The 24,136-nt window shown below is 71.2% G+C and carries 20 protein-coding genes; 16 read left to right on the forward strand and 4 right to left on the reverse strand.

The window, feature by feature from the left end; genetic code table 11:
• Positions 1 to 16 precede the first annotated feature (16 nt).
• From fdhD to ACWD3I_RS17105, 4 genes are read right to left on the reverse strand one after another with little or no spacing between them, the layout of a single operon-like run.
• Positions 17 to 865, reverse strand: coding sequence for a formate dehydrogenase accessory sulfurtransferase FdhD (gene fdhD, locus ACWD3I_RS17090; RefSeq protein WP_365406330.1), 849 nt, complete (start codon positions 863 to 865; stop codon positions 17 to 19).
• Positions 866 to 872: 7 nt separating this feature from the next.
• Positions 873 to 1,733 (reverse strand): 2Fe-2S iron-sulfur cluster-binding protein, encoded by an 861-nt coding sequence (locus tag ACWD3I_RS17095; protein WP_365406333.1) that lies wholly within the window; start codon positions 1,731 to 1,733, stop codon positions 873 to 875.
• On the reverse strand, positions 1,730 to 3,553 hold the full coding sequence (locus ACWD3I_RS17100) for an NADH-ubiquinone oxidoreductase-F iron-sulfur binding region domain-containing protein (RefSeq protein ID WP_365406407.1): 1,824 nt from the start codon (positions 3,551 to 3,553) through the stop codon (positions 1,730 to 1,732). Before ACWD3I_RS17100 ends, ACWD3I_RS17095 begins: the two co-directional genes overlap by 4 nt.
• Before the next feature lie 5 nt (positions 3,554 to 3,558).
• Positions 3,559 to 5,478 (reverse strand): molybdopterin oxidoreductase family protein, encoded by a 1,920-nt coding sequence (locus tag ACWD3I_RS17105; protein ID WP_365406336.1) that lies wholly within the window; start codon positions 5,476 to 5,478, stop codon positions 3,559 to 3,561.
• A gap of 297 nt (positions 5,479 to 5,775) precedes the next feature.
• On the opposite strand from ACWD3I_RS17105, the gene ACWD3I_RS17110 reads away from it, so the two are divergent.
• From ACWD3I_RS17110 to ACWD3I_RS17185, 16 genes are all read left to right on the forward strand, one after another.
• Complete coding sequence (locus tag ACWD3I_RS17110; protein ID WP_365406339.1) at positions 5,776 to 7,113, forward strand: OFA family MFS transporter; 1,338 nt, start codon at positions 5,776 to 5,778, stop codon at positions 7,111 to 7,113.
• Positions 7,079 to 7,216: an MFS transporter small subunit gene (locus ACWD3I_RS17115; RefSeq protein ID WP_199924543.1), complete on the forward strand. Its 138-nt coding sequence runs from the start codon at positions 7,079 to 7,081 to the stop codon at positions 7,214 to 7,216. The genes ACWD3I_RS17110 and ACWD3I_RS17115 overlap by 35 nt, the downstream gene beginning before the upstream one ends.
• A 149-nt stretch (positions 7,217 to 7,365) precedes the next feature.
• The gene (locus ACWD3I_RS17120) at positions 7,366 to 8,313 is read left to right on the forward strand and encodes a beta-ketoacyl-ACP synthase III (protein ID WP_365406359.1); all 948 of its coding nucleotides are present in this window, start codon (positions 7,366 to 7,368) and stop codon (positions 8,311 to 8,313) included.
• 139 nt (positions 8,314 to 8,452) lie between these two features.
• Positions 8,453 to 9,133 carry a GntR family transcriptional regulator gene (locus ACWD3I_RS17125; RefSeq protein ID WP_365406362.1) on the forward strand — a complete coding sequence of 227 codons (681 nt, stop codon included), beginning with the start codon at positions 8,453 to 8,455 and terminating at the stop codon, positions 9,131 to 9,133.
• 213 nt (positions 9,134 to 9,346) lie between these two features.
• Positions 9,347 to 10,528: an ROK family protein gene (locus ACWD3I_RS17130; protein WP_451084113.1), complete on the forward strand. Its 1,182-nt coding sequence runs from the start codon at positions 9,347 to 9,349 to the stop codon at positions 10,526 to 10,528.
• 137 nt (positions 10,529 to 10,665) lie between these two features.
• Positions 10,666 to 12,183, forward strand: a complete 1,518-nt coding sequence (locus ACWD3I_RS17135) for a sugar ABC transporter ATP-binding protein (protein WP_365410619.1) — start codon at positions 10,666 to 10,668, stop codon at positions 12,181 to 12,183.
• Positions 12,180 to 13,199 (forward strand): ABC transporter permease, encoded by a 1,020-nt coding sequence (locus ACWD3I_RS17140; RefSeq protein WP_365410622.1) that lies wholly within the window; start codon positions 12,180 to 12,182, stop codon positions 13,197 to 13,199. The genes ACWD3I_RS17135 and ACWD3I_RS17140 overlap by 4 nt, the downstream gene beginning before the upstream one ends.
• Before the next feature lie 17 nt (positions 13,200 to 13,216).
• Positions 13,217 to 14,254, forward strand: a complete 1,038-nt coding sequence (locus tag ACWD3I_RS17145; RefSeq protein ID WP_266820687.1) for a substrate-binding domain-containing protein — start codon at positions 13,217 to 13,219, stop codon at positions 14,252 to 14,254.
• A gap of 82 nt (positions 14,255 to 14,336) precedes the next feature.
• Positions 14,337 to 15,539, forward strand: a complete 1,203-nt coding sequence (locus ACWD3I_RS17150; RefSeq protein WP_365410625.1) for a Gfo/Idh/MocA family protein — start codon at positions 14,337 to 14,339, stop codon at positions 15,537 to 15,539.
• A 15-nt stretch (positions 15,540 to 15,554) separates the two neighbouring features.
• Entirely contained in the window at positions 15,555 to 16,553 is a 999-nt protein-coding gene (locus ACWD3I_RS17155; protein WP_365410628.1) for a sugar phosphate isomerase/epimerase family protein, read from the forward strand.
• 82 nt (positions 16,554 to 16,635) lie between these two features.
• The gene (locus tag ACWD3I_RS17160; protein ID WP_365410631.1) at positions 16,636 to 19,149 is read left to right on the forward strand and encodes a PQQ-dependent sugar dehydrogenase; all 2,514 of its coding nucleotides are present in this window, start codon (positions 16,636 to 16,638) and stop codon (positions 19,147 to 19,149) included.
• A gap of 14 nt (positions 19,150 to 19,163) precedes the next feature.
• Positions 19,164 to 20,501, forward strand: coding sequence for a ThuA domain-containing protein (locus ACWD3I_RS17165; RefSeq protein ID WP_365410634.1), 1,338 nt, complete (start codon positions 19,164 to 19,166; stop codon positions 20,499 to 20,501).
• 108 nt (positions 20,502 to 20,609) lie between these two features.
• Complete coding sequence (locus tag ACWD3I_RS17170; RefSeq protein ID WP_365410637.1) at positions 20,610 to 21,608, forward strand: inositol-3-phosphate synthase; 999 nt, start codon at positions 20,610 to 20,612, stop codon at positions 21,606 to 21,608.
• Entirely contained in the window at positions 21,605 to 22,606 is a 1,002-nt protein-coding gene (locus ACWD3I_RS17175) for a sugar phosphate isomerase/epimerase family protein (RefSeq protein ID WP_365410640.1), read from the forward strand. The genes ACWD3I_RS17170 and ACWD3I_RS17175 overlap by 4 nt, the downstream gene beginning before the upstream one ends.
• Positions 22,603 to 23,286, forward strand: coding sequence for an EboA domain-containing protein (locus ACWD3I_RS17180; RefSeq protein WP_365410643.1), 684 nt, complete (start codon positions 22,603 to 22,605; stop codon positions 23,284 to 23,286). Before ACWD3I_RS17175 ends, ACWD3I_RS17180 begins: the two co-directional genes overlap by 4 nt.
• Positions 23,286 to 24,134, forward strand: a complete 849-nt coding sequence (locus tag ACWD3I_RS17185) for a TatD family hydrolase (RefSeq protein WP_266885926.1) — start codon at positions 23,286 to 23,288, stop codon at positions 24,132 to 24,134. Before ACWD3I_RS17180 ends, ACWD3I_RS17185 begins: the two co-directional genes overlap by 1 nt.
• Positions 24,135 to 24,136 lie beyond the last annotated feature (2 nt).

The following is a 24,136-nucleotide window of genomic DNA, read 5'->3' on the forward strand; positions in this document are numbered from 1 at the left end:
GCCGTGAGGGGCGCGGTCAGCCCTGAGCGGCCGTGGCCTCCAGGGCGATGCGGTCCTCTCCCGCGTACACGTTCATGGACGAGCCGCGCAGGAAGCCGACGAGGGTGAGACCGGTCTCGACAGCGAGGTCGACGGCGAGGGACGAGGGCGCGGAGACGGCGGCCAGGACGGGGATGCCGGCCATGACCGCCTTCTGGGCGAGCTCGAAGGAGGCCCGGCCGGAGACGAGCAGGACGACACGGGACAGGGGCAGGTCGTCGTTCTGGAGAGCGCGGCCGACCAGCTTGTCGACGGCGTTGTGCCGGCCGACGTCCTCGCGTATGTCGAGGAGTTCGCCGTCCTCGGTGAAGAGGGCGGCGGCGTGCAGACCCCCGGTCCGGTCGAAGACCCGCTGGGCCGCGCGCAGCCGGTCGGGGAGGCGCGCGAGCAGTTCGGGTTCGAGACGGACCGGGGGAGTGTCGGAGATGGGCCAGCGGGCCGTCGTGCGGACCGCGTCGAGACTCGCCTTGCCGCACAGGCCGCAGGACGAGGTGGTGTACACGTTGCGCTCGAGGGTGATGTCGGGGATCACCACACCGGGGGCGGTCCGCACGTCCACCACGTTGTAGGTGTTCGAACCGTCCACGGTCGCACCCGCGCAGTAGACGATGTTCTGCAGATCGGATCCGCTCGCCAGTACACCCTCGCTGACCAGGAAACCGGCCGCCAGGGCGAAGTCGTCGCCGGGTGTGCGCATGGTGATCGCGAGCGGCTTGCCGTTCAGCCGGATCTCCAGCGGTTCCTCGGCGACCAGTGTGTCCGGGCGGGACGAGATCGCCCCGTCCCGGATGCGGATCACCTTGCGTCGTTCCGTGACTCGTCCCATGTCCTGATCAGCCCCGGTTCTGTACGTGCTGGTAGCCGAAACGGCCCTTGATGCAGAGGTTGCCCCGGGTCACCGGGTCGTCGTGCGGCGCGGTGACCTTCACGATGTCATTGTCCTGCACGTGGAGGGTCAGGCCGCAGCCCACCCCGCAGTGCCCACAGACCGTGCTCGTCCTGTTCTGTGCTGATTCATCCCAAGTGCCCGCCGCGCGTCCGTCGAACTCCGACCTGGACGACAGGGCCCCCGTCGGGCACACGTCGAGACAGTTCCCGCAGTGCACGCACGCCGAGTCGGTGAGCGGGGCGTCGTGCTCCACGGTGACACGGGTATCGGATCCGCGGCCGGAGACGGCGATGGCGAAAGTGCTCTGCCCCTGGTCGCCGCAGACGTCCACACACCGGCGGCACAGAATGCACTTGCCGGGGTCGCGCACCATCAGGTCGTCGTCGAGCCTCGGTTCCGCGGCGACCCGGGACGCGTCCGGGCCGAAACGGTCCGGCTCGGCCCCGTACTCCTCGATCCACCCGGCGATACCCGGTGTCATCGAAAGGTCGACCGAGGAGGCGAGCAGCTCCAGGACGGTCCGGCGGCTGTGCCGTACGCGCTCGGTGTCCGTCCGCACCTCCATCCCGGGCTCGGCCCGGCGGGAGCAGGCCGGGACGAGGGCGGGCGAGCCCTCGACCTCGACGACACAGAGGCGGCAGGTGCTCCTCGGGGCGAGAGCGGCGCCGTGGCAGAGGACGGGGACGTCCGTGCCCGCCGCCCGGCAGGCGTCGAGGAGCGTCGCGCCCTCGGGGGCCCTGGTCTCCTCGCCGTCGAGGGTGAACGCGAGCATCCGGCGCGGAATCCCCAGCGCTGTCACGGTCACGTGCAGACCCCCAGCCGGTCGACGGCCGACTCCACGGCGTTCCCCGCGGACCGCCCGACACCGCACAGCGAGGCGTCCCGCATCGCCCGGCCGACATCCCTGAGCAGGGCGAGATCGTCCGCCGCGGCCGGTCCGGTCCGCTCCGTGATCCGGCGCAGCGCCTCCTCCTGCCGCACGGTCCCGATCCGGCACGGCACACAGCTCCCGCACGACTCGGCGCGGAAGAACTCCGCGATGCGCAACACCAGTTGCGGCAACGGCACGGTGTCGTCGAAGGCCATGACGACACCCGATCCGCGTGCGGTGCCGGCCTCCCGTGTGCCGTCGAAGGCGAGCGGGGCGTCGAGGTCGTCAGGGCGTACGAAGCCACCGGCCGCCCCGCCGAGCAGCACCGCGCGCAGGCCCTCCCGCACGCCCGCCAGGGCGAGGACCTCGCCCGGCGTGGTGTCGAACGGCAGCTCGTACACCCCCGGCCGGTCCACGCTGCCCGACACACAGAACAGCTTCGTCCCGGCGGAGCGGCCCGCGCCGACCGCCGCGTACGCCGGTGCTTCCCGGGTCAGGACGGGCAGTACGTTGATCAGCGTCTCGACGTCCTCCACGACTGTCGGTCCGCCGAACAGGCCCTTCTCCGCCGGGTGGGGCGGCGTGGCGCGCGGCTCGGCCCGGGACCCCTCGATGGCGTTGAACAGGGCGGTGTCCTCGCCGCAGACGTAGGCGCCCGCACCTCGCCGGATCTCGATGTCGAAGGCGTGGCCCCGGCCGAGGATGTCGTCGCCGAGCAGACCACGGGCGCGTCCACGGTCGACGGCACATTGCATACGGTGTATCGCCCGCGGGTATGCGTCGCGCAGGTAGAGGTATCCGGTATGCGCACCGATCGCATACGCCGCGATCGTCATCGCCTCCACCAGCGCGTACGGGTCTCCCTCCATGATCACCCGGCTGCTGAAGGCGCCCGGCCCGGACTCGTCGGCGTTGCACACCAGATGGTGCGGGCGGTCGGGCCGCGACGCCACGTCCAGCCAGCTGCGGCCGACGGGGAAGGCGGCGCCGCGCCCGACCGGGCCGCAGTCGGTGAGCTCGCGGAGGACTCCGGCGGGGCCGAGCTCGTAGGCCCGGCGCAGCGCGGCACAGCCGCCATGGGCGCGGTAGTCGTCCGGCGACGACGGGTCGACGACACCGACGCGTCGCAGGAGTGTCAGCGACGACGCGTCCCCGGCCTGCGGCACCGCGTTGGCGGCCGATGGTTCCTCGGGCGCCGAGTCGGGGGAGACCGCGGCGAGCACGGCCGCGGGCACCGTCGCCGGCGCCGACACCGCCGTACGCGCCGGATCGCCCGCCCTGACCACGAGCGCCGCCGGAGCCCGCTCGCACAGGCCCGGACAGGAGCCGCGCTCGACACTCACCCCGCTGTCCGGGCCCAGCCGCGCCTCGATCCCGGCACACAGCTCCGCCGCCCCGGCCGCCGCGCACACCAGGTCCGTGCACACGCGGAGCACGGTCGCGGGCCGAGGCCGCACCGAGAAGCGGTCGTAGAAGCCGGCGACGCCGTACGCCTCAGCCGGCGGTACCGTCAGCCGTCGGCACAGATAGGCGAGGCCGCCCTCGCTGATCCAGCCGACGCGGTCGTTCAGCGCATGCAACCCGGGCAGCAGCAGATCGCGGCGGGCCCGGGCCGTCCGCCCGCCGCGGGACCACCGCAGGTCCGCCGCGGAGCGCTCCCCTCCCTCCCAGAAGGAGGAGGCAGGCCCCAACAGCCCGTCGACGGCCGCGCGTTCGTCGTCCGTCGGCTCGCTGTCGCCGAAGTGCAGGTCCACTCGCGTCACCCCACGTACGTCACGACGGGCAGCTTGTCGATCCGGATCGCCGTCGCCCTGAACTCCGCCGTCCCCGCGATCGGGCAAGCGGCCCCGGCCGTCGGCCGGTCGGTGTCCACCCCGTCCGGGAGGCGCAGCGTCATGAAGGCGAGCCCCGGCCGCAGGGCGGTGTCGATCCACACCGGCGCGAGGACCGATCCGCGCCGCGAGGAGATCCGCACCTGCTCACCGACCACGACCCCGTAGCGCTCGGCGTCCTCCGGACACAGCTCGACGCACTCGCCACGCCGCAGAGCCGAGGCGAAACTCCCGCCCCGCACCACGATGTCGCGGGAGTCGAGCCGCCGTCCTGTCGTCAGCCGGACCGGGTACCGCTCGTCCGTGAGGTCGATCGGGGGATCGTGCCGCACGATGCCGAACGGCGCGAGCCTGCCCCGCCCGGCCGGATCCGTCTCCCACAACCTGCCGTGCAGACACGGCGGTTCGATGCCGTCGATGTCGGGACACGGCCACTGGATGCCGTGGTGGCGCTCCAGGCGCTCGTACGTCATCCCGTGGTGGTCCGGGGACAGCGACCGCACCTCGTTCCAGACGGCCTCGGCGTCGGCGTACTTCCACTCGTGGCCGAGACGCCGCGCCAGCTCGCACAGGATGCCGACGTCGTCACGGGCCTCACCGGGCGGGTCGACCGCCTTGCGCACCCGCTGAACTCGACGCTCACCATTGGTGGTCGTGCCCTCGCTCTCCATCCGGCCGGCGGTCCCGGGCAGCACCACGTCGGCCAGTTCCGCGGTCTCGGTGAGGAAGACGTCCTGTACGACGAGGAAGTCGAGCGCCTTCAACCGCCGGACGGGCCGCGCACCGTCCGGCAGCGACCGGGCCGGGTTCGCGCCGAGGCAGTGGACGGCCCGCAGGGTGCCGGACTCCATCTCCTCGAACATCTCCGTCACGTTCAGCCCGTAGTGCGGCGGGACGGCGGCGCCCCAGGCCGACTCGAACCTCAGCCGGGCGTCCCGGTCGAGGATGTCCTGGAAGCCGGGGAGGCGGTGGGGGACGGCGCCCATGTCGATGCCGCCCTGCACGTTGTCCTGGCCGGAGAGGGGCTGCAGGCCGGAGCCGCGGCGGCCGATGTGGCCGGTCAGCAGGGACAGGTCGATCAGGGCGCGGACGTTGTCGGTGCCGTTGTGGTGCTCGGTGACGCCGAGGCTCCAGCACAGCTGGGCGCGGTCGGCGCGGGCGTAGGCGTGCGCCAACTCCCGTATGGCGGAGGCCGGTACGCCCGTCACCTTCTGCGCGAGAGACGGCGTCCACGGTTCGACCAGTGCCCGGTACTCCTCGAAGCCGCTTGTCGCGCGCCCGATGAAGGCCTCGTTGGCGAGGCCCGCGTGGATGATCTCCCGGCCGATCGCGTGCGCCAGCGGAATGTCGGTACCCACGTTGAGGCCGAGCCAGCCGTCCGCCCACCGAGCGGTGGACGTCCGCCGCGGATCGACCGCGTACATCCGGGCACCGCCGCGGATCCCCTTCAGGACGTGCTGGAAGAAGACGGGGTGCGCCGGGCGGGCGTCGGAGCCCCACAGCACGATGACGTCGGTGTGCTCGAGCTCCTCGTACGACGAGGTGCCGCCACCCGAACCGAACACGGCCGACAGTCCCGCGACGCTCGGGGCGTGGCAGGCGCGGTCGCAGGAATCGATGTTGTTGGTGCCCATGACGACCCGGGCGAACTTCTGCGCCACGTAGTGCGTCTCGTTGGTCGCCCGGGCGCAGGAGAGCAGGCCGAACGCGTCCCGGTTGCGCCGCAGGCCCCGGGCCGCACGGTCCAGCGCTTCTTTCCAACTCGCCCTGCGCAAGGGCTCGTCGCGTGTGTCCCTGACCAGCGGGTGGGTGAGGCGGGGGTACGTCTTCGCCGGGTGTTCCGTCATGCGGCGGTCCGGTGGGCGAGGGGGTCGCCGATGGCGCCGGCGCCGGGGGCTGCGACTTTCACTGGGTGGCGCTCCGTTCGGTCGAGGGTGTACCGCGGAGTGGATGCACGATGTCGAATGTCGTCGACCCCATATTGTCTACAGTATGGTTGGGGTGCCGACAAGAGTACGCACAGTGGTGGGTACGACACGGAAACCGGCCGGTCCGACCGTTCGGCGCGTGCTGCATACCGTTCATCGCATACCTTCGACGCGCCGCCTTCTCAACTCCTCTGGTTCTCCCTACCGTCCGGGATCATGAGTCCCCCCGTCGCCCCCGCCGGCTGGAGCCGTTGGCTCGTTCCCCCAGCCGCGCTCTCGGTCCATCTCTCCATCGGTCAGGCGTACGCCTGGTCCGTGTTCAAGCCGCCCCTGGAATCAGCGCTCGGCCTCAGCGGTACGCAGAGCGCGCTCCCCTTCCAGCTGGGCATCGTCATGCTCGGTCTGTCGGCCGCGTTCGGCGGCACGCTCGTCGAACGCAACGGACCGCGCTGGGCGATGACCGTCGCCCTGATCTGCTTCTCGTCCGGGTTCCTGCTCTCCGCGCTCGGCGCGTACACCGAGCAGTACTGGCTGATCGTCTTCGGCTACGGCTTCGTCGGCGGCATCGGCCTCGGCATCGGCTACATCTCGCCCGTGTCGACACTGATCAAGTGGTTCCCGGACCGGCCGGGCATGGCCACCGGCATCGCCATCATGGGCTTCGGGGGCGGTGCGCTGATCGCCTCGCCCTGGTCGGCGCAGATGCTGGAGTCGTTCGGCTCCGACAGCTCCGGGATCGCGGCGGCGTTCCTCGTACACGGTCTGTCGTACGCGGTCTTCATGACGCTGGGCGTGCTGCTCGTGCGGGTGCCGCGCACGGAGAAGCCCATCGGCGACAGCGGGCCGAGCATTCTCGCGGGGCCGCAGGTCTCCGCCCGCAGCGCCGTGCGCACCCCGCAGTTCTGGTGTCTGTGGGTCGTGCTCTGCATGAACGTCACCGCGGGCATCGGGATCCTGGAGAAGGCCGCCCCGATGATCACGGACTTCTTCGGGAACACCTCGACGCCGGTGTCGGTGTCGGCCGCGGCCGGTTTCGTCGCGCTGCTGTCGGCGGCCAACATGGCGGGCCGTATCGGCTGGTCGTCCACCTCGGACCTGATCGGCCGCAAGAACATCTACCGCCTCTATCTGGGCGCGGGCGCGCTGATGTACCTGTTCATCGCGCTGGTCGGCGACTCGTCCAAGCCGGTGTTCATCCTGTGCGCCCTGGTGATCCTCTCCTTCTACGGCGGCGGCTTCGCCACGATCCCCGCCTATCTGAAGGACCTCTTCGGGACCTACCAGGTCGGCGCGATCCACGGCCGGCTGCTCACCGCCTGGTCCACGGCCGGTGTCCTCGGACCACTGATCGTGAACTGGATCGCCGACCGGCAGGAGGAGGCCGGCAAGGACGGCTCCTCCCTCTACACCATGTCCCTCTTCATCATGATCGGGCTGCTCGCGATCGGGTTCGTCGCCAACGAGCTGGTCCGGCCCGTCCACGTCCGTCACCACATCCCCGCACCGAGGGAGGCCGCCGATGTCGCAGAACGACAGCAGTCAGAGTCCGCCTGACCGGCGTCCGCTGATCGCCTTCGCCTGGCTGTGGGTGGGGGCACCGCTCGCCTATGGCCTGTACGAACTCGTACAGAAGGCGACGCAGCTGTTCACCAAGTGAGCGTCTCGGAAGTGTTCGGGCGTCCGAGGGCCTGACAGAAGCCGACAACCTCGGCGCCGGTTTCCTGTCGCCTTGGCTGCCGTCGTACCCGCGAGTCACTGATCAGACTGGAGGATCCCGCTACCCAAGGCAACGAGGGGGACCACCCAATGAACGGCTCGCGCATCGCCGCCGTCGGCCACTACCAGCCCGCCAAGGTACTCACCAACGAGGACCTGGCGGGCCTGGTCGACACCAGTGACGAGTGGATCAGGAGCCGGGTGGGCATCCGCACACGTCACATCGCGGGACCCGACGAGCCCGTCGACGAGCTCGCCTCGCACGCCGCCGCCAAGGCGCTCGCCGCCGCCGGTCTCGCGCCCGGCGACATCGACCTGGTCCTGGTCGCCACGTCCACCGCCGTGGACCGCTCCCCGAACATGGCCGCCCGGGTCGCCGCCCGGCTCGGCATCCCCTCGCCGGCCGCGATGGACGTCAACGTGGTGTGCGCGGGCTTCACGCACGCGCTGGCCACCGCCGACCACACCATCCGGGCGGGCGCCGCGACCCGGGCGCTGGTCATCGGCGCCGACAAGATGTCCGACGTGGCCGACTGGACCGACCGCACGACCTGTGTGCTCGTCGGCGACGGGGCGGGGGCCGCCGTCGTGGAGGCCTGCGGTCCGGGCGACGAGGCCGGTATCGGGCCCGTGCTGTGGGGTTCGGTGCCCGAGATGGGGAACGCGGTGCGCATCGAGGGGCAGCCCGCGCGGTTCGCGCAGGAGGGGCAGAGCGTGTACCGCTGGGCGACCACCCAGCTGCCGCCCCTCGCCCGCAAGGCCTGCGAGCGGGCGGGGCTCACGCCCGAGGAGCTCGCCGGGGTCGTGCTGCACCAGGCCAACCTGCGGATCATCGAGCCGCTCGCCGAGCGGATCGGCGCCGTCAACGCCGTCGTCGCACGGGATGTCGCCGAATCGGGTAACACCTCCGCGGCCAGCATCCCGCTCGCCTTCTCCAAGCTCGTCGAGCAGGGCGCCCTCTCCACCGGGGACCCGGTGCTGCTCTTCGGCTTCGGCGGGAACCTGTCGTACGCGGGACAGGTCGTCCGCTGCCCGTGACCTGCCGGTACGAAGGGGTGTGACGCGGTCGACTCCGTGACGGACTGGCTACGGTGCGCCGTAGGCTGTAGACGAAAGACAATTCATGCCGACTTTCGGACTGCAGTCGTCTCGCGCTGCCCAGGAGGGGGACCGACCGATGTTGTCGACACCAGGACTGCCGCAGGGTGCGGTGCCCAAACTGGAACGCCCCGGCCCGCTGCGCGACCGTGTCTACGAGGCGCTGCTCGAACTCATCACCACCCGTGCCCTGCAACCCGGCCAGCATCTGGTCGAGAGCGAGCTCGCCGGCCACCTCGGCGTCTCGCGCCAGCCCGTACGCGAGGCGTTGCAGCGGTTGAACACGGAGGGGTGGGTCGATCTGCGGCCCGCGCAGGGCGCGTTCGTGCACGAGCCCACCGAGGAGGAGGCCGACCAACTCCTCACCGTCCGTACGCTGCTGGAGGCCGAAGCCGCCCGGCTCGCCGCGGCCAACGCGTCCAAGGCCGGCATCGAGGCTCTGCGCGACATCCAGGAGCAGGGCATGCGGGCCGTCGCCGCGGACGACGTGGACGCCGCGGTCCTGCTCAACGCCCGTTTCCACGCGAAGGTCATGGAGCTGGCCGGCAACGCCGTCCTCGCCGAGCTGGCCGCGCAGGTCGACCGGCGCGTCCGCTGGTACTACGCGCCGATCGCCCGGCAGCGCGGACAGCAGTCCTGGGTCGAACACCGGGAGCTGATCGGCGCGATCATGGACCGTGACGAGACGCGCGCCACGCAGCTCATGCGCGAACACACGGAACACACGCGCCGTTCGTACCACGCCCAGGCCAAGTCCTGAGTCCTGTCGCCCCTTGAGTGGACGCGTCCGACCCCGCCGAGCCGACGCGTCCGATGATCCATTGTGCTCGACTCCCTCCTTTGTCCTGCGAGTGGAGAAAGTCGGCACCAATTCATGCACGGCTTCTTCCCAGGTAGGGCAGCCGCTGCTACGTTCCCCTCGAAAGCACGACGGCAGGCGGCCGAGTGAGGCGGGGAGGGGCTCGTGAGACGGATGACGGCACGACCCGCGAATTCTCATCAGGCCCGGCTGCTCAAGCTGTTGCGTGACGGGGGTCCCAACTCCCGTGCCCAGCTCGGCGATCAGGTCGACCTGTCGCGGTCCAAACTGGCCGTGGAGGTGGACCGGCTGCTGGAGACGGGCCTGGTCGTGGCCGACGGACTCGCCGCCTCGCGCGGCGGCCGCCGCTCCCACAACATCCGGCTCGCCCCCAATCTGCGTTTTCTCGGCGTGGACATCGGCGCGACCTCGATCGATGTCGCCGTCACCAACGCCGAGCTGGAGATCCTGGGGCACCTCAACCAACCGATGGACGTCCGTGAGGGCCCGGTCGCGGTCTTCGAGCAAGTCCTGTCCATGGCGGCGAAGTTGAAGGCGACGGGGCTTGCGGAGGGTTTCGACGGTGCCGGTATCGGGGTGCCGGGGCCGGTCCGTTTTCCCGAGGGTGTTCCGGTGGCTCCGCCGATCATGCCGGGCTGGGACGGTTTCCCGGTCCGGGAGGCGCTCAGTCAGGAGCTGGGCTGCCCGGTCATGGTCGACAACGATGTGAACCTGATGGCGATGGGGGAGCAGCACGCGGGCGTCGCGCGTTCCGTGGGTGACTTCCTCTGCGTCAAGATCGGCACCGGTATCGGGTGCGGCATCGTCGTCGGCGGTGAGGTCCATCGCGGTGCGACGGGCAGCGCGGGCGACATCGGGCACATCCAGGCCGTGCCCGACGGCCGCCCCTGCGCCTGCGGCAACCGGGGCTGCCTGGAAGCCCACTTCAGCGGGGCGGCCCTCGCCCGGGACGCCGTCGACGCGGCCCGGCAGGGACACTCCGCCGAACTCGCCGCCCGGCTGGAGGCCAACGGCACCCTGACCGCCATGGACGTCGCGGCCGCGGCCGCCGCCGGCGACGCCACCGCCCTCGACCTCATCCGGGAGGGCGGCAACCGCACCGGCCAGGTCATCGCCGGCCTGGTCAGCTTCTTCAACCCCGGCCTGGTGGTGATCGGCGGCGGGGTGACCGGTCTCGGCCACACCCTGCTCGCCGCGATCCGCACCCAGGTCTACCGCCAGTCGTTGCCTCTCGCGACCGGCAACCTGCCCATCGTTCTGGGGGAGTTGGGCCCCACCGCCGGAGTCATCGGCGCGGCCCGACTGATCAGCGACCACCTGTTCTCACCCGCGTAAGACCGAACAGGCCTGCGTGAGCCCGACGAGGCCCGCGCAAGTCCGCGCAAGCCACTGGTCCGGCACAGCTCACCAGCACCGCCCGCTGCCTCGCCCTGCCCTGAAACGGCCCGCACGCCAGCCGAGGGGAACCACACATGGCACCAGAACCACCGCTCCTCAGCATGTCCGGCATCACCAAGTCGTTCCCCGGAGTCCGGGCCCTCGACGGCGTCGACCTCGACGTCCAGGCCGGTGAGGTGCACTGTCTGCTCGGCCAGAACGGGGCCGGCAAGTCCACCCTCATCAAGGTCCTGGCCGGCGCCCACCAGCCCGACGACGGCACCATCACCTGGCGCGGCGAAACGGTCACCCTGCGCTCGCCGATCGCCGCCATGCGCCTCGGCATCGCCACCATCTACCAGGAACTCGACCTGGTGGAACACCTGTCGGTCGCCGAGAACGTCCACCTCGGCCACGAACCGACGGCGGCCGGATTCGTCGTACGGGGCAAGGCGGCCCGCGCGTCGACCGGCCTGCTGCTCAAGCGACTCGGGCACCCCGAGATCGACCCGGCCCGTCTGGTCGGCGAGTTGTCGGCGGCCCAGCAGCAGATCGTCTCCATGGCGCGGGCACTCTCCCACGACGTACGGCTCATCGTGATGGACGAACCGTCCGCCGCCCTCGACCCGGACGAGGTCGACAACCTCTTCCGGATCGTCGGCGACCTCACCGCGGACGGCGTCGCCGTCGTCTACATCTCCCACCGTCTGGAGGAGATCCGGCGGATCGGCGACCGGGTCACCGTGCTGAAGGACGGACGGGCCGTCGCGGGCGGGCTGCCCGCCAAGTCGACCCCGACCCGTGAGGTCGTGGCGCTGATGACGGGACGGAACGTGGAGTACGTCTTTCCCGACCGGCCCGTGTCGCCTCCCACGGGCACACCGGTCCTGGAGGTCCGAGGCCTCGGCCGGGAGGGCGAGTTCGAGCCCTTCGACCTCACCCTGCACCCCGGCGAGATCGTCGGACTGGCCGGGCTCGTCGGATCCGGCAGATCCGAAATACTGGAGACTGTATACGGTGCACGGAAGCCGACCTCCGGACAGGTCCTGGTCGACGGCCGACCGCTCAAGTCCGGCAGCGTCCGCGCCGCCGTCCGCGCCGGACTCGGCCTCGCCCCCGAGGAGCGCAAGGCGCAGGCCCTGCTGATGCTGGAGTCCGTCACCCGCAACGTCTCGGTCTCCACCATGTCCCGTTTCTCACGCGGCGGCTGGATCGACCGCGGCGCCGAACTCGGCGCGGCGCGGGCGGCCACCCGCGAGCTGTCCCTGCGGCCCGACAACCCGTCCGCTCCGGTCCGCACCCTGTCCGGCGGCAACCAGCAGAAGGCCGTCCTCGCCCGCTGGCTCCTGCGCGGCTGCCGGGTGCTGCTCCTCGACGAGCCGACCCGCGGCGTCGATGTCGGTGCCCGCAGTGAACTGTATGCAGTCGTCCGTCGACTGGCCGACGACGGCCTCGCCGTTCTGCTCGTCTCCAGCGAGGTGCCCGAAGTGCTCGGCCTCGCCGACCGCGTCCTCGTACTGCGCGAGGGCCGTGTCGTGCACACGGCCCCTGCCCGCGAGCTCGACGAATCCCGCGTACTGGACCTCGTCATGGAAGGAAGCCCGGCGTCATGACGCAGCATGTCTCCCCGCCCCGGGACGGCACCGGAAAGACCGCCCCCGTGACCCGACCACCCGTCTGGCGGGGGTTGTCGGCCCGAGTCGACCTCCGTACCCTCTCCCTGCTCGGGGTCCTCGCCGCACTGATCGTGGTCGGCGGGATCACCAAGCCGGACGAGTTCCTCGACACCCGCAACCTCCAACTCGTGCTCACCCAGGGCTCGGTCATCGGCGTCGTCACGGTCGGCATGACCTTCGTGATCATGTCGGGCGGCATCGACCTGTCCGTCGGCGCGATCGTCGCGCTCGCCTCCGTGTGGGCGACCACGGTAGCCACCCAGGAGTACGGCTTCGGCGGCATCCTCCTCACCGCGGTCCTCGTGGGCCTCGGCTGCGGCCTGGTCAACGGACTGCTCATCGCGTACGGCGGGATGGTCCCCTTCATCGCGACGCTCGCCATGCTCGCCTCGGCGCGCGGCCTCGCCCTGCAGATCACCGACGGCAAGACACAGATCGTCACCGTCGACAGCGTCCTGGACCTCGGGCTGCGCGACGCGTACGTCCTCGGGATCCCGCCGCTCGTCATGGTCTTCGCCGTCGTCACGATCATCGGCTGGCTGGTCCTCAACCGCACCACCTTCGGCCGCCGCACCGTCGCGGTCGGCGGCAACGCGGAGGCCGCCCGCCTCGCCGGCATCGACGTCCGCCGCCAACGCCTCTACCTCTACCTGCTGTCCGGGCTGTGCTGCGGCATCGCCGCCTTCCTGCTGATCGTGCTCGCCGGCTCGGGCCAGAACACCAACGGCAACCTCTACGAGCTCGACGCGATCGCCGCCGCGATCATCGGCGGCACCCTGCTCAGCGGCGGCCGCGGCACCATCACCGGCTCCGTCCTCGGTGTCCTGATCTTCACCACGATCACCAACATCTTCGCCCTGAACAACCTGCAGAGCGACGTCCAGCAGATCGCCAAGGGCGCGATCATCGTCGCCGCCGTGCTGGTCCAGCGCCGTACCGCAAGCACGACCTGAGGAAAGGGTTCACCGCCATGCCAGAGCTCACCAGCCGCAGAGGACTGCTCTTCGGTACCGCCGCCATAGGAGCCGGTGCCCTCCTCGTGGGTTGCACGAGTAACGAGTCGGACGACGAACCGGCCGCGAACGACCAGCCGGCCGCCGACGACAAGCCCGGCAAGCAGGTCACCATCGGCTTCGCCGGACCGCAGGCCGACCACGGCTGGCTCAACGCCATCAACGACAACGCCAAGAGCCGCGCCAAGAAATACTCCGACGTCACCCTGGAGATCACCGAGGGCTCCAACGACACGGCCGCGCAGATCGGCCAGATCGAGACGCTGATCAACAAGAAGGTCGACGTCCTGGTGGTGCTGCCCGCCGACGGCAAGGCGCTCACCCAGGTCGGACTGCAGGCGATGCGCGCGGGCATCCCGGTCGTCAACCTCGACCGGATCTTCAACACCCCGCAGGCGTACCGCTGCTGGATCGGCGGCGACAACTACGGCATGGGCCTCAACGCCGGTCACTACATCGGCGAGAAGCTCAAGGGGAAGTCGGACGCCCGTGTCATCGAACTGGCCGGCCTGGACAACCTGGAGCTGACCCAGCAGCGCACCAAGGGCTTCGACGACGCCCTGAAGAACTACCCCAACATCAAGAAGGTGGCACGGCAGGCCGCCGAGTTCACCGTGGAGTCCGGGCAGGCGAAGATGGCCCAACTCCTCCAGGCCCAGTCGAAGTTCGACGCCCTGTGGAACCACGACGACGACCAGGGGGTCGGCGCGCTGCGGGCCATCGAGCAGGCCGGGCGGGACGACTTCCTGATGGTCGGCGGCGCCGGAGCCCTCTCCGCGTTCCAGGCCATCAAGAAGGACGACGGCGTCCTCAAGGCGACCGTCCTCTACCCGCCGACCATGGCCGCGTCCGCGATCGACCTCGCCCGCGCCCTCGGCCAGAGCAAGGGCATCGGCGGCCTCGCCGAGTTCGAGATCCCGGCCTCGCTCACGCTCTACTCGGCCGTCGTCGACAAGACCAACATCGACCAGTACATGTCCACCGGCTTCAAGTGAGGCGTCCCGCCCGACGAGCCGAGAGGTCCGCCGGGCGGGAGGCACCCCCCACCGCGCCACGACGACGAGGAGGACATTCCGCATGGCACAGCCGCAGCAGTCAGAAGGGGCCGAGAAGCCGCCCCTGAGGGTGGGCATGGTCGGCTACGCCTTCATGGGCGCCGCCCACTCCCAGGGCTGGCGCACCGTGGGCCGCGTCTTCGACCTGCCCAGGCAGCCGGTGCTGTCCGTGATCTGCGGGCGCGACCCGGCAGCCGTGCGGTCCGCGGCCGACCGGCACGGCTGGGCGGCGGCCGAGACCGACTGGCGTGCGCTGATCGCCCGGGACGACGTCGACCTCGTCGACATCTGCACCCCCGGCGACAGCCACGCCGAGATCGCCGTCGCCGCGCTCGCCGCGGGCAAGCACGTGCTGTGCGAGAAGCCGCTCGCCAACACGGTCGAGGAGGCCTCGGCGATGGCGGACGCGGCCGAAGAGGCGTACGGGCGCGGGCAGTTGGCGATGGTCGGCTTCAACTACCGTCGGGTGCCCGCCACCGCGCACGCCCGGAACATGGTCGCCGAGGGCCGTCTCGGGCAGCTACGGCACGTGCGGGTGACGTACCTTCAGGACTGGCTGGTCGACCGGGAGTTCCCCCTCACCTGGCGGCTGCGCAAGGAACACGCCGGCTCGGGCTCGCTCGGCGACCTCGGGGCGCACATCGTCGACCTCGCCCAGTACCTGGCGGGGGAGCGGCTCGCGGGGGTCTCCGCCCTCACGGAGACCTTCGTCCGGGAACGGCCCCTGCCCGTCGGCGCCACCAGCGGGCTGTCCGCGGTGACGTCCGCCGGCACCGGCCAGGTCACCGTCGACGACGCCGCCCTGTTCACCGGCCGCTTCACCTCCGGCGCCCTCGCCTCCTTCGAGGCGACCCGGTACGCCACCGGCCGCAAGAACGCCCTGCGCATCGAACTCAACGGCGAGCGCGGATCGTTGGCCTTCGACCTGGAGCGCCTCAACGAACTCTCGTACCACGACGGCACCGAGCCCGCCGCGCACGCCGGCTTCCGCCGCATCCTCGTCACCGAACCCGACCACCCCTACCTGGACGCCTGGTGGCCGCCGGGCCACGGCCTCGGCTACGAGCACAGCTTCGTCCACCAGGCCCGCGACCTCGTCCACGCCGTCGCCGAGGGCCGCCGCCCCGAACCCTCCTTCACCGACGGTCTCCAGGTCCAGCGCGTTCTCGCGGCGGTCGAGGAGAGCGCCGAGAAGAACTCCGTCTACACGCTCATAGCCGTCTGAGGAGGCGGAAGCGACATGCCGCGCACATTCACGCTGTTCACCGGCCAGTGGGCCGACCTTCCCCTCGAAGAGGTCTGCCGTCTGGCCCGCGACTTCGGCTACGACGGTCTCGAACTCGCCTGCTGGGGCGACCACTTCGAGGTCGACAAGGTCCTGGCCGACCCCACGTACGTCACCTCGCGCCACCAACTCCTGGAGAAGTACGGCCTGAAGTGCTGGGCCGTCTCCAACCACCTGGTCGGCCAGGCCGTCTGCGACGCCATCATCGACGAACGCCACCAGGCCATCCTGCCGAGCGAGGTGTGGGGCGACGGCGACCCGGAAGGGGTCCGGCGGCGCGCGGCGGACCGTATGAAGGACACCGCGCGGGCCGCGGCCGCCTTCGGCGTCGACACCGTCATCGGCTTCACCGGCTCCGCCATCTGGCACCTGGTCGCCATGTTCCCGCCCGCCCCCGAGTCGATGATCGAGCGCGGCTACGAGGACTTCGCGACCCGCTGGAACCCCATCCTCGACGTCTTCGACGAGCAGGGTGTGCGGTTCGCGCACGAGGTCCACCCCAGCGAGATCGCCTACGACTACTGGACGACCGTCCGCACCCTGGACGCGGTCGACCGCCGGCCGGCGTTCGGCCTCAACTTCGACCCCAGCCACTTCGTCTGGCAGGACCTCGACCCCGTCGGCTTCCTGTGGGACTTCCGCGACCGCATCTACCACGTGGACTGCAAGGAGGCCCGCAAGCGCCTCGACGGACGCAACGGCCGCCTCGGCTCCCACCTGCCCTGGGGCGATCCGCGCCGCGGCTGGGACTTCGTGTCCGCCGGACACGGCGACGTCCCCTGGGAGGACGTGTTCCGGATGCTGCGCTCCATCGACTACCAGGGCCCCATCTCGGTCGAGTGGGAGGACGCCGGCATGGACCGGCTCCAGGGCGCACCCGAGGCACTGAAGAGCCTCAAGGCATACGACTTCGAGCCGCCGTCGGCCTCCTTCGACGCGGCGTTCGGCAACTGACTGTCCGTCAACTCGCCGGGATGACGGCGCATCCCGGCGTACCGCACCCGCCCGTACAACCGGCCCCGTTCTGGAGGCATCCGTGCACGGGAAAGACGGCACCACCCACACCGACAGAATCGAGTCCCACAGACGACGCCCGACCTTTCGCAAGGCGGTGGCGCTGGTGAGCGGCGCCCTGCTGGCGGGCGCCTCCCTCACCCTGACCGCTCCCCGGGCCGACGCAGCCGTCGCCGAGCCGGAAGCCGCTCCGGCAGCTGCCGTGGCCGAGGACTTCCAGCAGGTCGCCCTCGCCAAGGGCGAACCGGAGGTCGGCGAGCCCATGTCGCTCGCCGTCCTCCCGGACCGCTCGGTCCTGCACACCTCGCGCGACGGCGAACTCCGCCTCACCGACCCGGCGGGCAACACCGAGCTCGCGGGCAAGCTCGACGTCTACTCCCATGACGAGGAGGGCCTCCAAGGCGTCGGCGTCGACCCGGAGTTCACCACCAACCGCTTCATCTACCTCTACTACGCACCCCCGTTGGACACCCCGGCGGGCGACGCCCCCGAGACCGGCACCGCGGCCGACTTCGCGCCCTTCGACGGCGTCAACCGGCTCTCCCGGTTCGTGCTCGACACCGACGGCACCCTGGATGCCGCCAGCGAGAAGAAGATCCTCGACATCCCGGCCTCGCGCGGCATCTGCTGCCATGTCGGCGGCGACATCGACTTCGACGCGGCGGGCAACCTGTACCTGTCGACGGGCGACGACTCCAATCCCTTCCAGTCGGACGGGTTCACCCCCGTCGACGAGCGGGCGAACCGCAACCCGGCCTTCGACGCCCAGCGTTCCTCGGCCGACACCAACGACCTGCGCGGCAAGATCCTGCGCATCAAGGTGAGCGCCGACGGCTCGTACACCGTCCCCGACGGCAACCTCTTCGCCCCCGGCACGGACAGGACACGGCCCGAGATCTACGCCATGGGCTTCCGCAACCCGTTCCGGTTCAGCGTCGACAAGACCACCGGCATCCTCTACGTCGGCGACTACGGCCCCGACGCGGGCGCCGCCGACCCGGCCCGAGGACCGGCCGGCCAGGTCGAGTTCGCGCGGGTGACCGGCCCCGGCAACTTCGGATGGCCCTACTGCACGGGCGACAACGATGCCTACGTGGACTACGACTTCGCGACGCGGACGTCCGGCGCCCCCTTCGACTGCGCCGCGCCGAAGAACACCTCGCCGCACAACACCGGCCTCACCGACCTGCCCCCGGCGCAGGCCGCCTGGATCCCCTACGACGGCGGCTCCGTACCGGAGTTCGGCACCGGCTCCGAGTCCCCGATGGGCGGCCCGGTCTACCACTACGACGCCTCGCTCGACTCGCCCGTGAAGTTCCCCGAGGCCTACGACGGTGACTTCTTCGCCGGGGAGTTCGGCCGCCGCTGGATCAAACGGATCACCAGCGACGCCGACGGGGCCGTCCAGTCGATCAACGACATCCCGTGGACCGGCACCCAGGTGATGGACATGGCCTTCGGCCCGGACGGCGCCCTGTACGTCCTCGACTACGGCGTCTCCTGGTTCGGCGGAGACGAGCACTCGGCCCTGTACCGCATCGAGAACGCCACCGACGGCCACTCACCGGTGGCCCAGGCCGCCGCGAACCGCACGTCCGGACAGGCGCCGATGCAGGTGCGGTTCTCCTCCGAGGGCACCAGCGACCAGGACGGCGACGCCCTCACGTACGCCTGGGACTTCGGAGACGGCGGCACGTCCACGGCGGCGAACCCGACACACAGGTACAAGAGGAACGGGACGTACACCGCGACCCTCACCGCCAAGGACGCCACGGGGCGCACGGGCAGCGCGAGCGTACAGATCGTGGTCGGCAACACCGCGCCCAAGGTGACCCTTGAACTCCCGCGCGACGGGCAGCTGTTCAGCTTCGGCGACGCCATCCCGTTCAAGGTGGCGGTCACCGACCCCGAGGACGGCACCATCGACTGCTCGAAGGTCACGGTCACCTTTGTCCTCGGTCACGACAGCCACGGCCACCCGGTGACCTCCGCGAACGGCTGCACCGGCACCATCCGGACCAGCGCCGACGGCGGCCACGACGAGGACGCCAACATCTTCGGCGTGATGGACGCCGAGTACACCGACAATGGAGGCGGCGGCCAGGCCGCTCTGACCACCCACGATCAGAGCGTCGTCCAGCCCAGGCACCGCCAGGCCGAGCACTTCGGCAACAGCTCCGGCATCACCGTCATCGACAAGGCCACCGCCCACGGCGGCAGGACGGTCGGCGACATCGACAACGGCGACTGGATCTCCTTCACGCCGTACGTGCTGAGCAACGCCAAGTCGCTTTCGGCGCGTGTCTCTTCCGGCGGCGCGGGCGGCACCCTCGAGATCCGTGCGGGGTCCTCGACGGGCACCCTGCTCGCCAGGGCGACCGTCCCGGTGACCGGCGGCTGGGAGACCTTCCAGGACGTCGGCGCCGACCTGTCCCGCGCACCGAGGGGCACCACCACGCTCTACCTGGTCTTCAAGGGGAGCACCGGATCCGGGGCCCTGTTCGACGTGGACGACTTCACCTTCACCACCGGCTGACAGGAGGACGAGCGATGCGCTCAACGAGCCGACTGACCACGGCAGTTGTGGGAGCCGCTGTGCTCCTGGGCTGTGTCTCCGGACCCGCCGCCTCACAGGGCGGGCGTGACGGGGAACGCGTGCTGGTCTTCTCCAGGACGGCCGGCTTCCGGCACGACTCCATCCCCGACGGCGTCGCCGCCCTGAAGGAGCTCGGCGGGACGAGCGGCTTCACGGTCGACGCCACGGAGGACGCCGGAGCCTTCACCCCGGGCAACCTCCGGCGCTACGACGCGGTCGTCTTCCTGTCGACGACCGGCGACGTCCTGGACGCCGGCCGGCAGAAGGCCTTCGAGGGCTACATCCGCAACGGCGGCGGCTACGTCGGCATCCACGCCGCCGCCGACACCGAGTACGACTGGGCGTTCTACGGCGGCCTCGCCGGCGCCTACTTCCAGTCGCACCCGGCGATCCAGCCCGCGACGGTCGTCGTCGAGGACCGGGCTCACCCGGCCACCTCGGCACTGGGGCCGACCTGGAACCGGACCGACGAGTGGTACGACTACCGCTCCAACCCCCGGGAACGGGCCCATGTCCTCGCCTCGCTCGACGAGTCGTCGTACACCGGCGGCACGATGAGCGGGGACCATCCGATCGCCTGGTGCCAGAACTACCAGGGCGGCCGCGCCTTCTACACCGGCGGCGGCCACACGAAGGAGTCGTACACGGACCCCGTCTTCCGGCGGCATCTGGTCGGCGGCATCCTGTATGCGATCGGCGAGGCGCAGGCCGACTGTCGACCGGAGAACGGATACAGTCCGCTGTTCGACGGCACCGCGGAGTCGCTGGACGCCTGGCGGCAGGCCGGCCCGGGCTCCTTCACCCTGGACGACGACGGCACCATGACGTCGACCGGTGGCATGGGAATGCTCTGGTACGCCGCGTCGGACTTCGGCGCGTACTCGCTGAAGCTCGACTGGAAGCTGGCCGGCGACGACAACTCCGGTGTGTTCGTGGGCTTCCCGCCCTCGGACGACCCGTGGTCGGCCGTGAACAACGGTTATGAGATCCAGATCGACGCCACGGACGTACCCGAGAAGACGACCGGCTCCGTCTACGGCTTCCGCTCCGCCGATCTGAAGAAGCGGGACCGCGCGCTGAACCCGGCGGGGGAGTGGAACACGTACGAGATCCGCGTGGAGGGCGAACGGCTCCGCGTCTGGCTCAACGGCGTGAGGATCAACGATTTCACCAACACCGATCCGGCCCGGAGCCTCGCCGACGGTCACTTCGGCATCCAGAACCACGGAGCCGACGACCAGGTGTCCTTCCGGAACGTCCGGATCAAGGAACTGCCCGTCAAGGGCGGCTGAGCGGCGGCGGGCGGGGGACGCCGGACCTCCGCCCGCCGTCTCTTCCACTCCCTCGTCCGGGGGCCCTCCAGGGGTTCACACACGACGCGTTCGACAAGGAGGCTGCCCATGTCCGCGTCCGTTTCCTCGCCATGCGTCGGTGTCTGGCTGATCGGGGCGCGCGGCTCCGCCGCCACGACCGTCGTCACCGGCTGCGCCGCCGTCGCCGCGGGCCTGCAACCGCCGACCGGCCTGGTCACCGAGACCCCGGCCTTCGCCGACAGCGGCCTGTCGGCCCTGTCGTCCCTCGTCCTCGGCGGCCACGACACGGATGACTGCCCCCTGCCCGAACGCGCGGAAGCACTGGCCGCCGGTGGCGTGCTGCCCCCGGGTCTGCCCTCCGCCGTGGCGGCCGAACTCGCCGCCGCCGACCGGGAGATCAGGCCCGGCGGACCGGTCCCCGGGGAGACACGGGGTGAGGACGAACTGATCGCCGGCTTCGCCGCGGACATCCAGGACTTCGAACGACGCCGCGTCCTGACCCGCGCGGTCGTGGTGAACGTGGCGTCCACCGAGCCGGTGCCCACCGGCGGGGCGCTGCCGCCGAGTTCGCTGTACGCGGCGGCAGCCCTGCGCGCGGGCTGCCCCTACGTCGACTTCACGCCCTCCGCGGGCCCGCACCACCCGGCGACGGCCGCGTCGGCGGCGAGCGGAGTGCCGTACGCGGGCCGGGAGGGCAGAACCGGGCAGACACTGCTGCGGGCGGTGCCGGCCGCCGCCGCGGTGAAGAACGCGGGCAAGGAAAACGTCCTCACCGACGCCCCGGGCATGTCCCCCGAGGGCGAGGCCCCCATCGACGACGTCCCCGCGCTCGGCGACCGGAAGCCGGCCCGGCACCACATCGCCGGCTTCCTCGGCACCCGCATGATCCTCCAGACCATCTGGCAGGGCTGCGACTCGTCCCTCGCGGCACCGCTGGTGCTGGACCCGGACCGGCTCACCGCGCGCGCTCACGAGGGGGGCCTGTCGAGGCCGCTCACTGAACTGGGCTTCTGTTTCAAGGACCCGGTGGGGGACGGGCCGGGGGAGGGCGCCGTCCGCACAGAGCGTCGCGGGGAGGAGCGGTGAGGCGGGCGAGGGGAGCCGTTGCGCCCAGCCCGGCTGACGCGGTTCGCAAGGAGGGCGAGCGCTGCACGAGCCCGGAAGCCGCCGTCCCTGCCCGGTCCAGCAACGGCACGCCCCTCCGCTTCGGCTACGGAACCAACGGACTCACCGACCTCCGGCTCGACGACGCCCTCGGCCTGCTCGCCGACCTCGGCTACGACGGCGTAGGCCTGACCCTCGACCACATGCACCTCGACCCGCTCGCCCCCGACCTGGCCGCCCGCACCGGTCGCGTCGCCCGGCGGCTGGACGCGCTGGGCCTGGGCGTCACCGTGGAGACCGGCGCCCGCTATGTCCTCGACCCGCGCCGCAAACACGGCCCCTCCCTCCTCGACCCGGACCCCGACGACCGGGCCCGCCGCGTCGATCTCCTGATCCGTGCCGTCCGGGTCGCCGCCGACCTCGGCGCACACGCCCTGCACTGCTTCAGCGGGATCACCCCGGCGGGCACCGACCAGGACACCGCCTGGAAACGCCTCGCCGAAACCCTCGCCCCGGTCCTCGACGCCGCCGCCACCGCAGGCGTGCCCCTCGCCGTCGAGCCCGAACCCGGCCATCTCCTGGCCACTCTCACCGACTTCCACCGCCTGCGCCGGGAACTCGGCGACCCCGAACCCCTCGGCCTCACCCTCGACATCGGCCACTGCCAGTGCCTCGAACCGCTCCCGCCCGCGGCCTGCGTACGCGCCGCCGCCCCCTGGCTGCGCCACGTCCAGATCGAGGACATGCGCCGCGGCGTCCACGAACACCTTCCCCTCGGCGACGGAGAGATCGACTTCCCTCCCGTCCTCGCCGCCCTGGCCGACACCGGCTACGAGGGACTCACCGTCGTCGAACTGCCCCGCCACTCCCACGCGGGCCCCCACTTCGCCGAACAGTCCCTCCCGTTCCTCCGCCGAGCGGCGGCCACCCACGCACCTCCCGGCGATCCCTCCGCCACCCCTGAAGGGAGCACCACATGACCCGCGCCCACTCCACCCCGGACACCCCCACGGTGGACCCCGACGCCCTCGCCCGCACCCCGCCGACCACCCTGCACGCCCACCTCGACACCCGCCTCGACGGAGCCGCCCGCGCCTGGCTCGACCAGGCCCTCGACGAGGCCGCCGCCCACCCGGGCGTCCACGGCCCCATCTCCGTGTGGGAACTGCGCCTGGCCGAGGCCGGCCGCCGCTGCGGGCCCCAGCACGCCGACGCCGCCCGCGTCCTCATCCTGCACGCGGCCCACGCCGACACCGACGCACTCACCCGTGTCTACCGGCAGGGCACCGCCGCCGAGCGCCGCGCCGTCCTGCACGCCCTGCCCCACCTCGTGCCGGGCCCGGACGCGCTCCCACTCGTCGAGGACGCCCTGCGCACCAACGACACCCGGCTCCTCACCGCCGCCGTCGGCCCCTACGCCGCCCGCCACCTGGACCCCCACCAGTGGCGGCACGCCGTCCTGAAGTGCCTGTTCACCGGCGTGCCCGTCGACGCGGTGGCCGGCCTGGACCGCCGGGCCCACGCCGACGCGGAACTCGCCCGCATGCTCGGCGACTACGCCGCCGAACGCACCGCGGCGGGGCGTGAAGTGCCCGAAGACCTCCATCGCGCGCTGGCCCTGACCCAGGCGACGCCGACCGAGTCCAAGGAGCAGTCCTGATGCGCCTGTTCGACCCCCACATCCACATGACGTCCCGCACCACCGACGACTACGAGGCCATGCACGCGGCCGGTGTCCGCGCCGTCGTCGAACCCTCCTTCTGGCTCGGCCAGCCCCGCACCTCGCCCTCCTCCTTCCTCGACTACTTCGACTCCCTCCTCGGCTGGGAGCCCTTCCGCGCCGCGCAGTACGGCATCGCCCACCACTGCACCCTCGCCCTCAACCCCAAGGAGGCCAACGACCCGCGCTGTGTGCCCGTCCTCGACGAACTTCCCCGGTATCTCGTCAAGGACCAGGTCGTCGCCGTCGGCGAGATCGGCTACGACTCCATGACCCCCGCCGAGGACACCGCCCTCGCCGCCCAGCTCCAGCTCGCCGCCGACCACGGACTGCCCGCCCTCGTGCACACCCCCCACCGCGACAAGCTGGCCGGCCTGCGCCGCACCCTCGACGTGGTCCGGGAGTCCGCACTGCCCCCGGACCACGTCCTGGTCGACCACCTCAACGAGACCACCGTCAAGGAGGCCAAGGCCGGCGGCTGCTGGCTGGGCTTCTCCGTCTATCCCGACACCAAGATGGACGAGGAGCGGATGGTCGCGATCCTGAAGGAGTACGGCCCGGAGAAGGTGCTCGTGAACTCCGCGGCGGACTGGGGCAGGAGTGATCCCCTCAAGACCCGCAGGGTCGCCGACACCATGCTGGCGAGCGGCTTCACGGAGGACGACGTCGACCTGGTGCTGTGGCGCAACCCCGTCGCCTTCTACGGGCTCAGCGGCCGCCTCGCCCTCGACGCCACGGCCACCGCGGCCACCCACGAGGGCAACTCCATCCTGCGCGGGGGCGAGTAGGG

This window comes from Streptomyces sp. NPDC002817 (assembly GCF_053592055.1).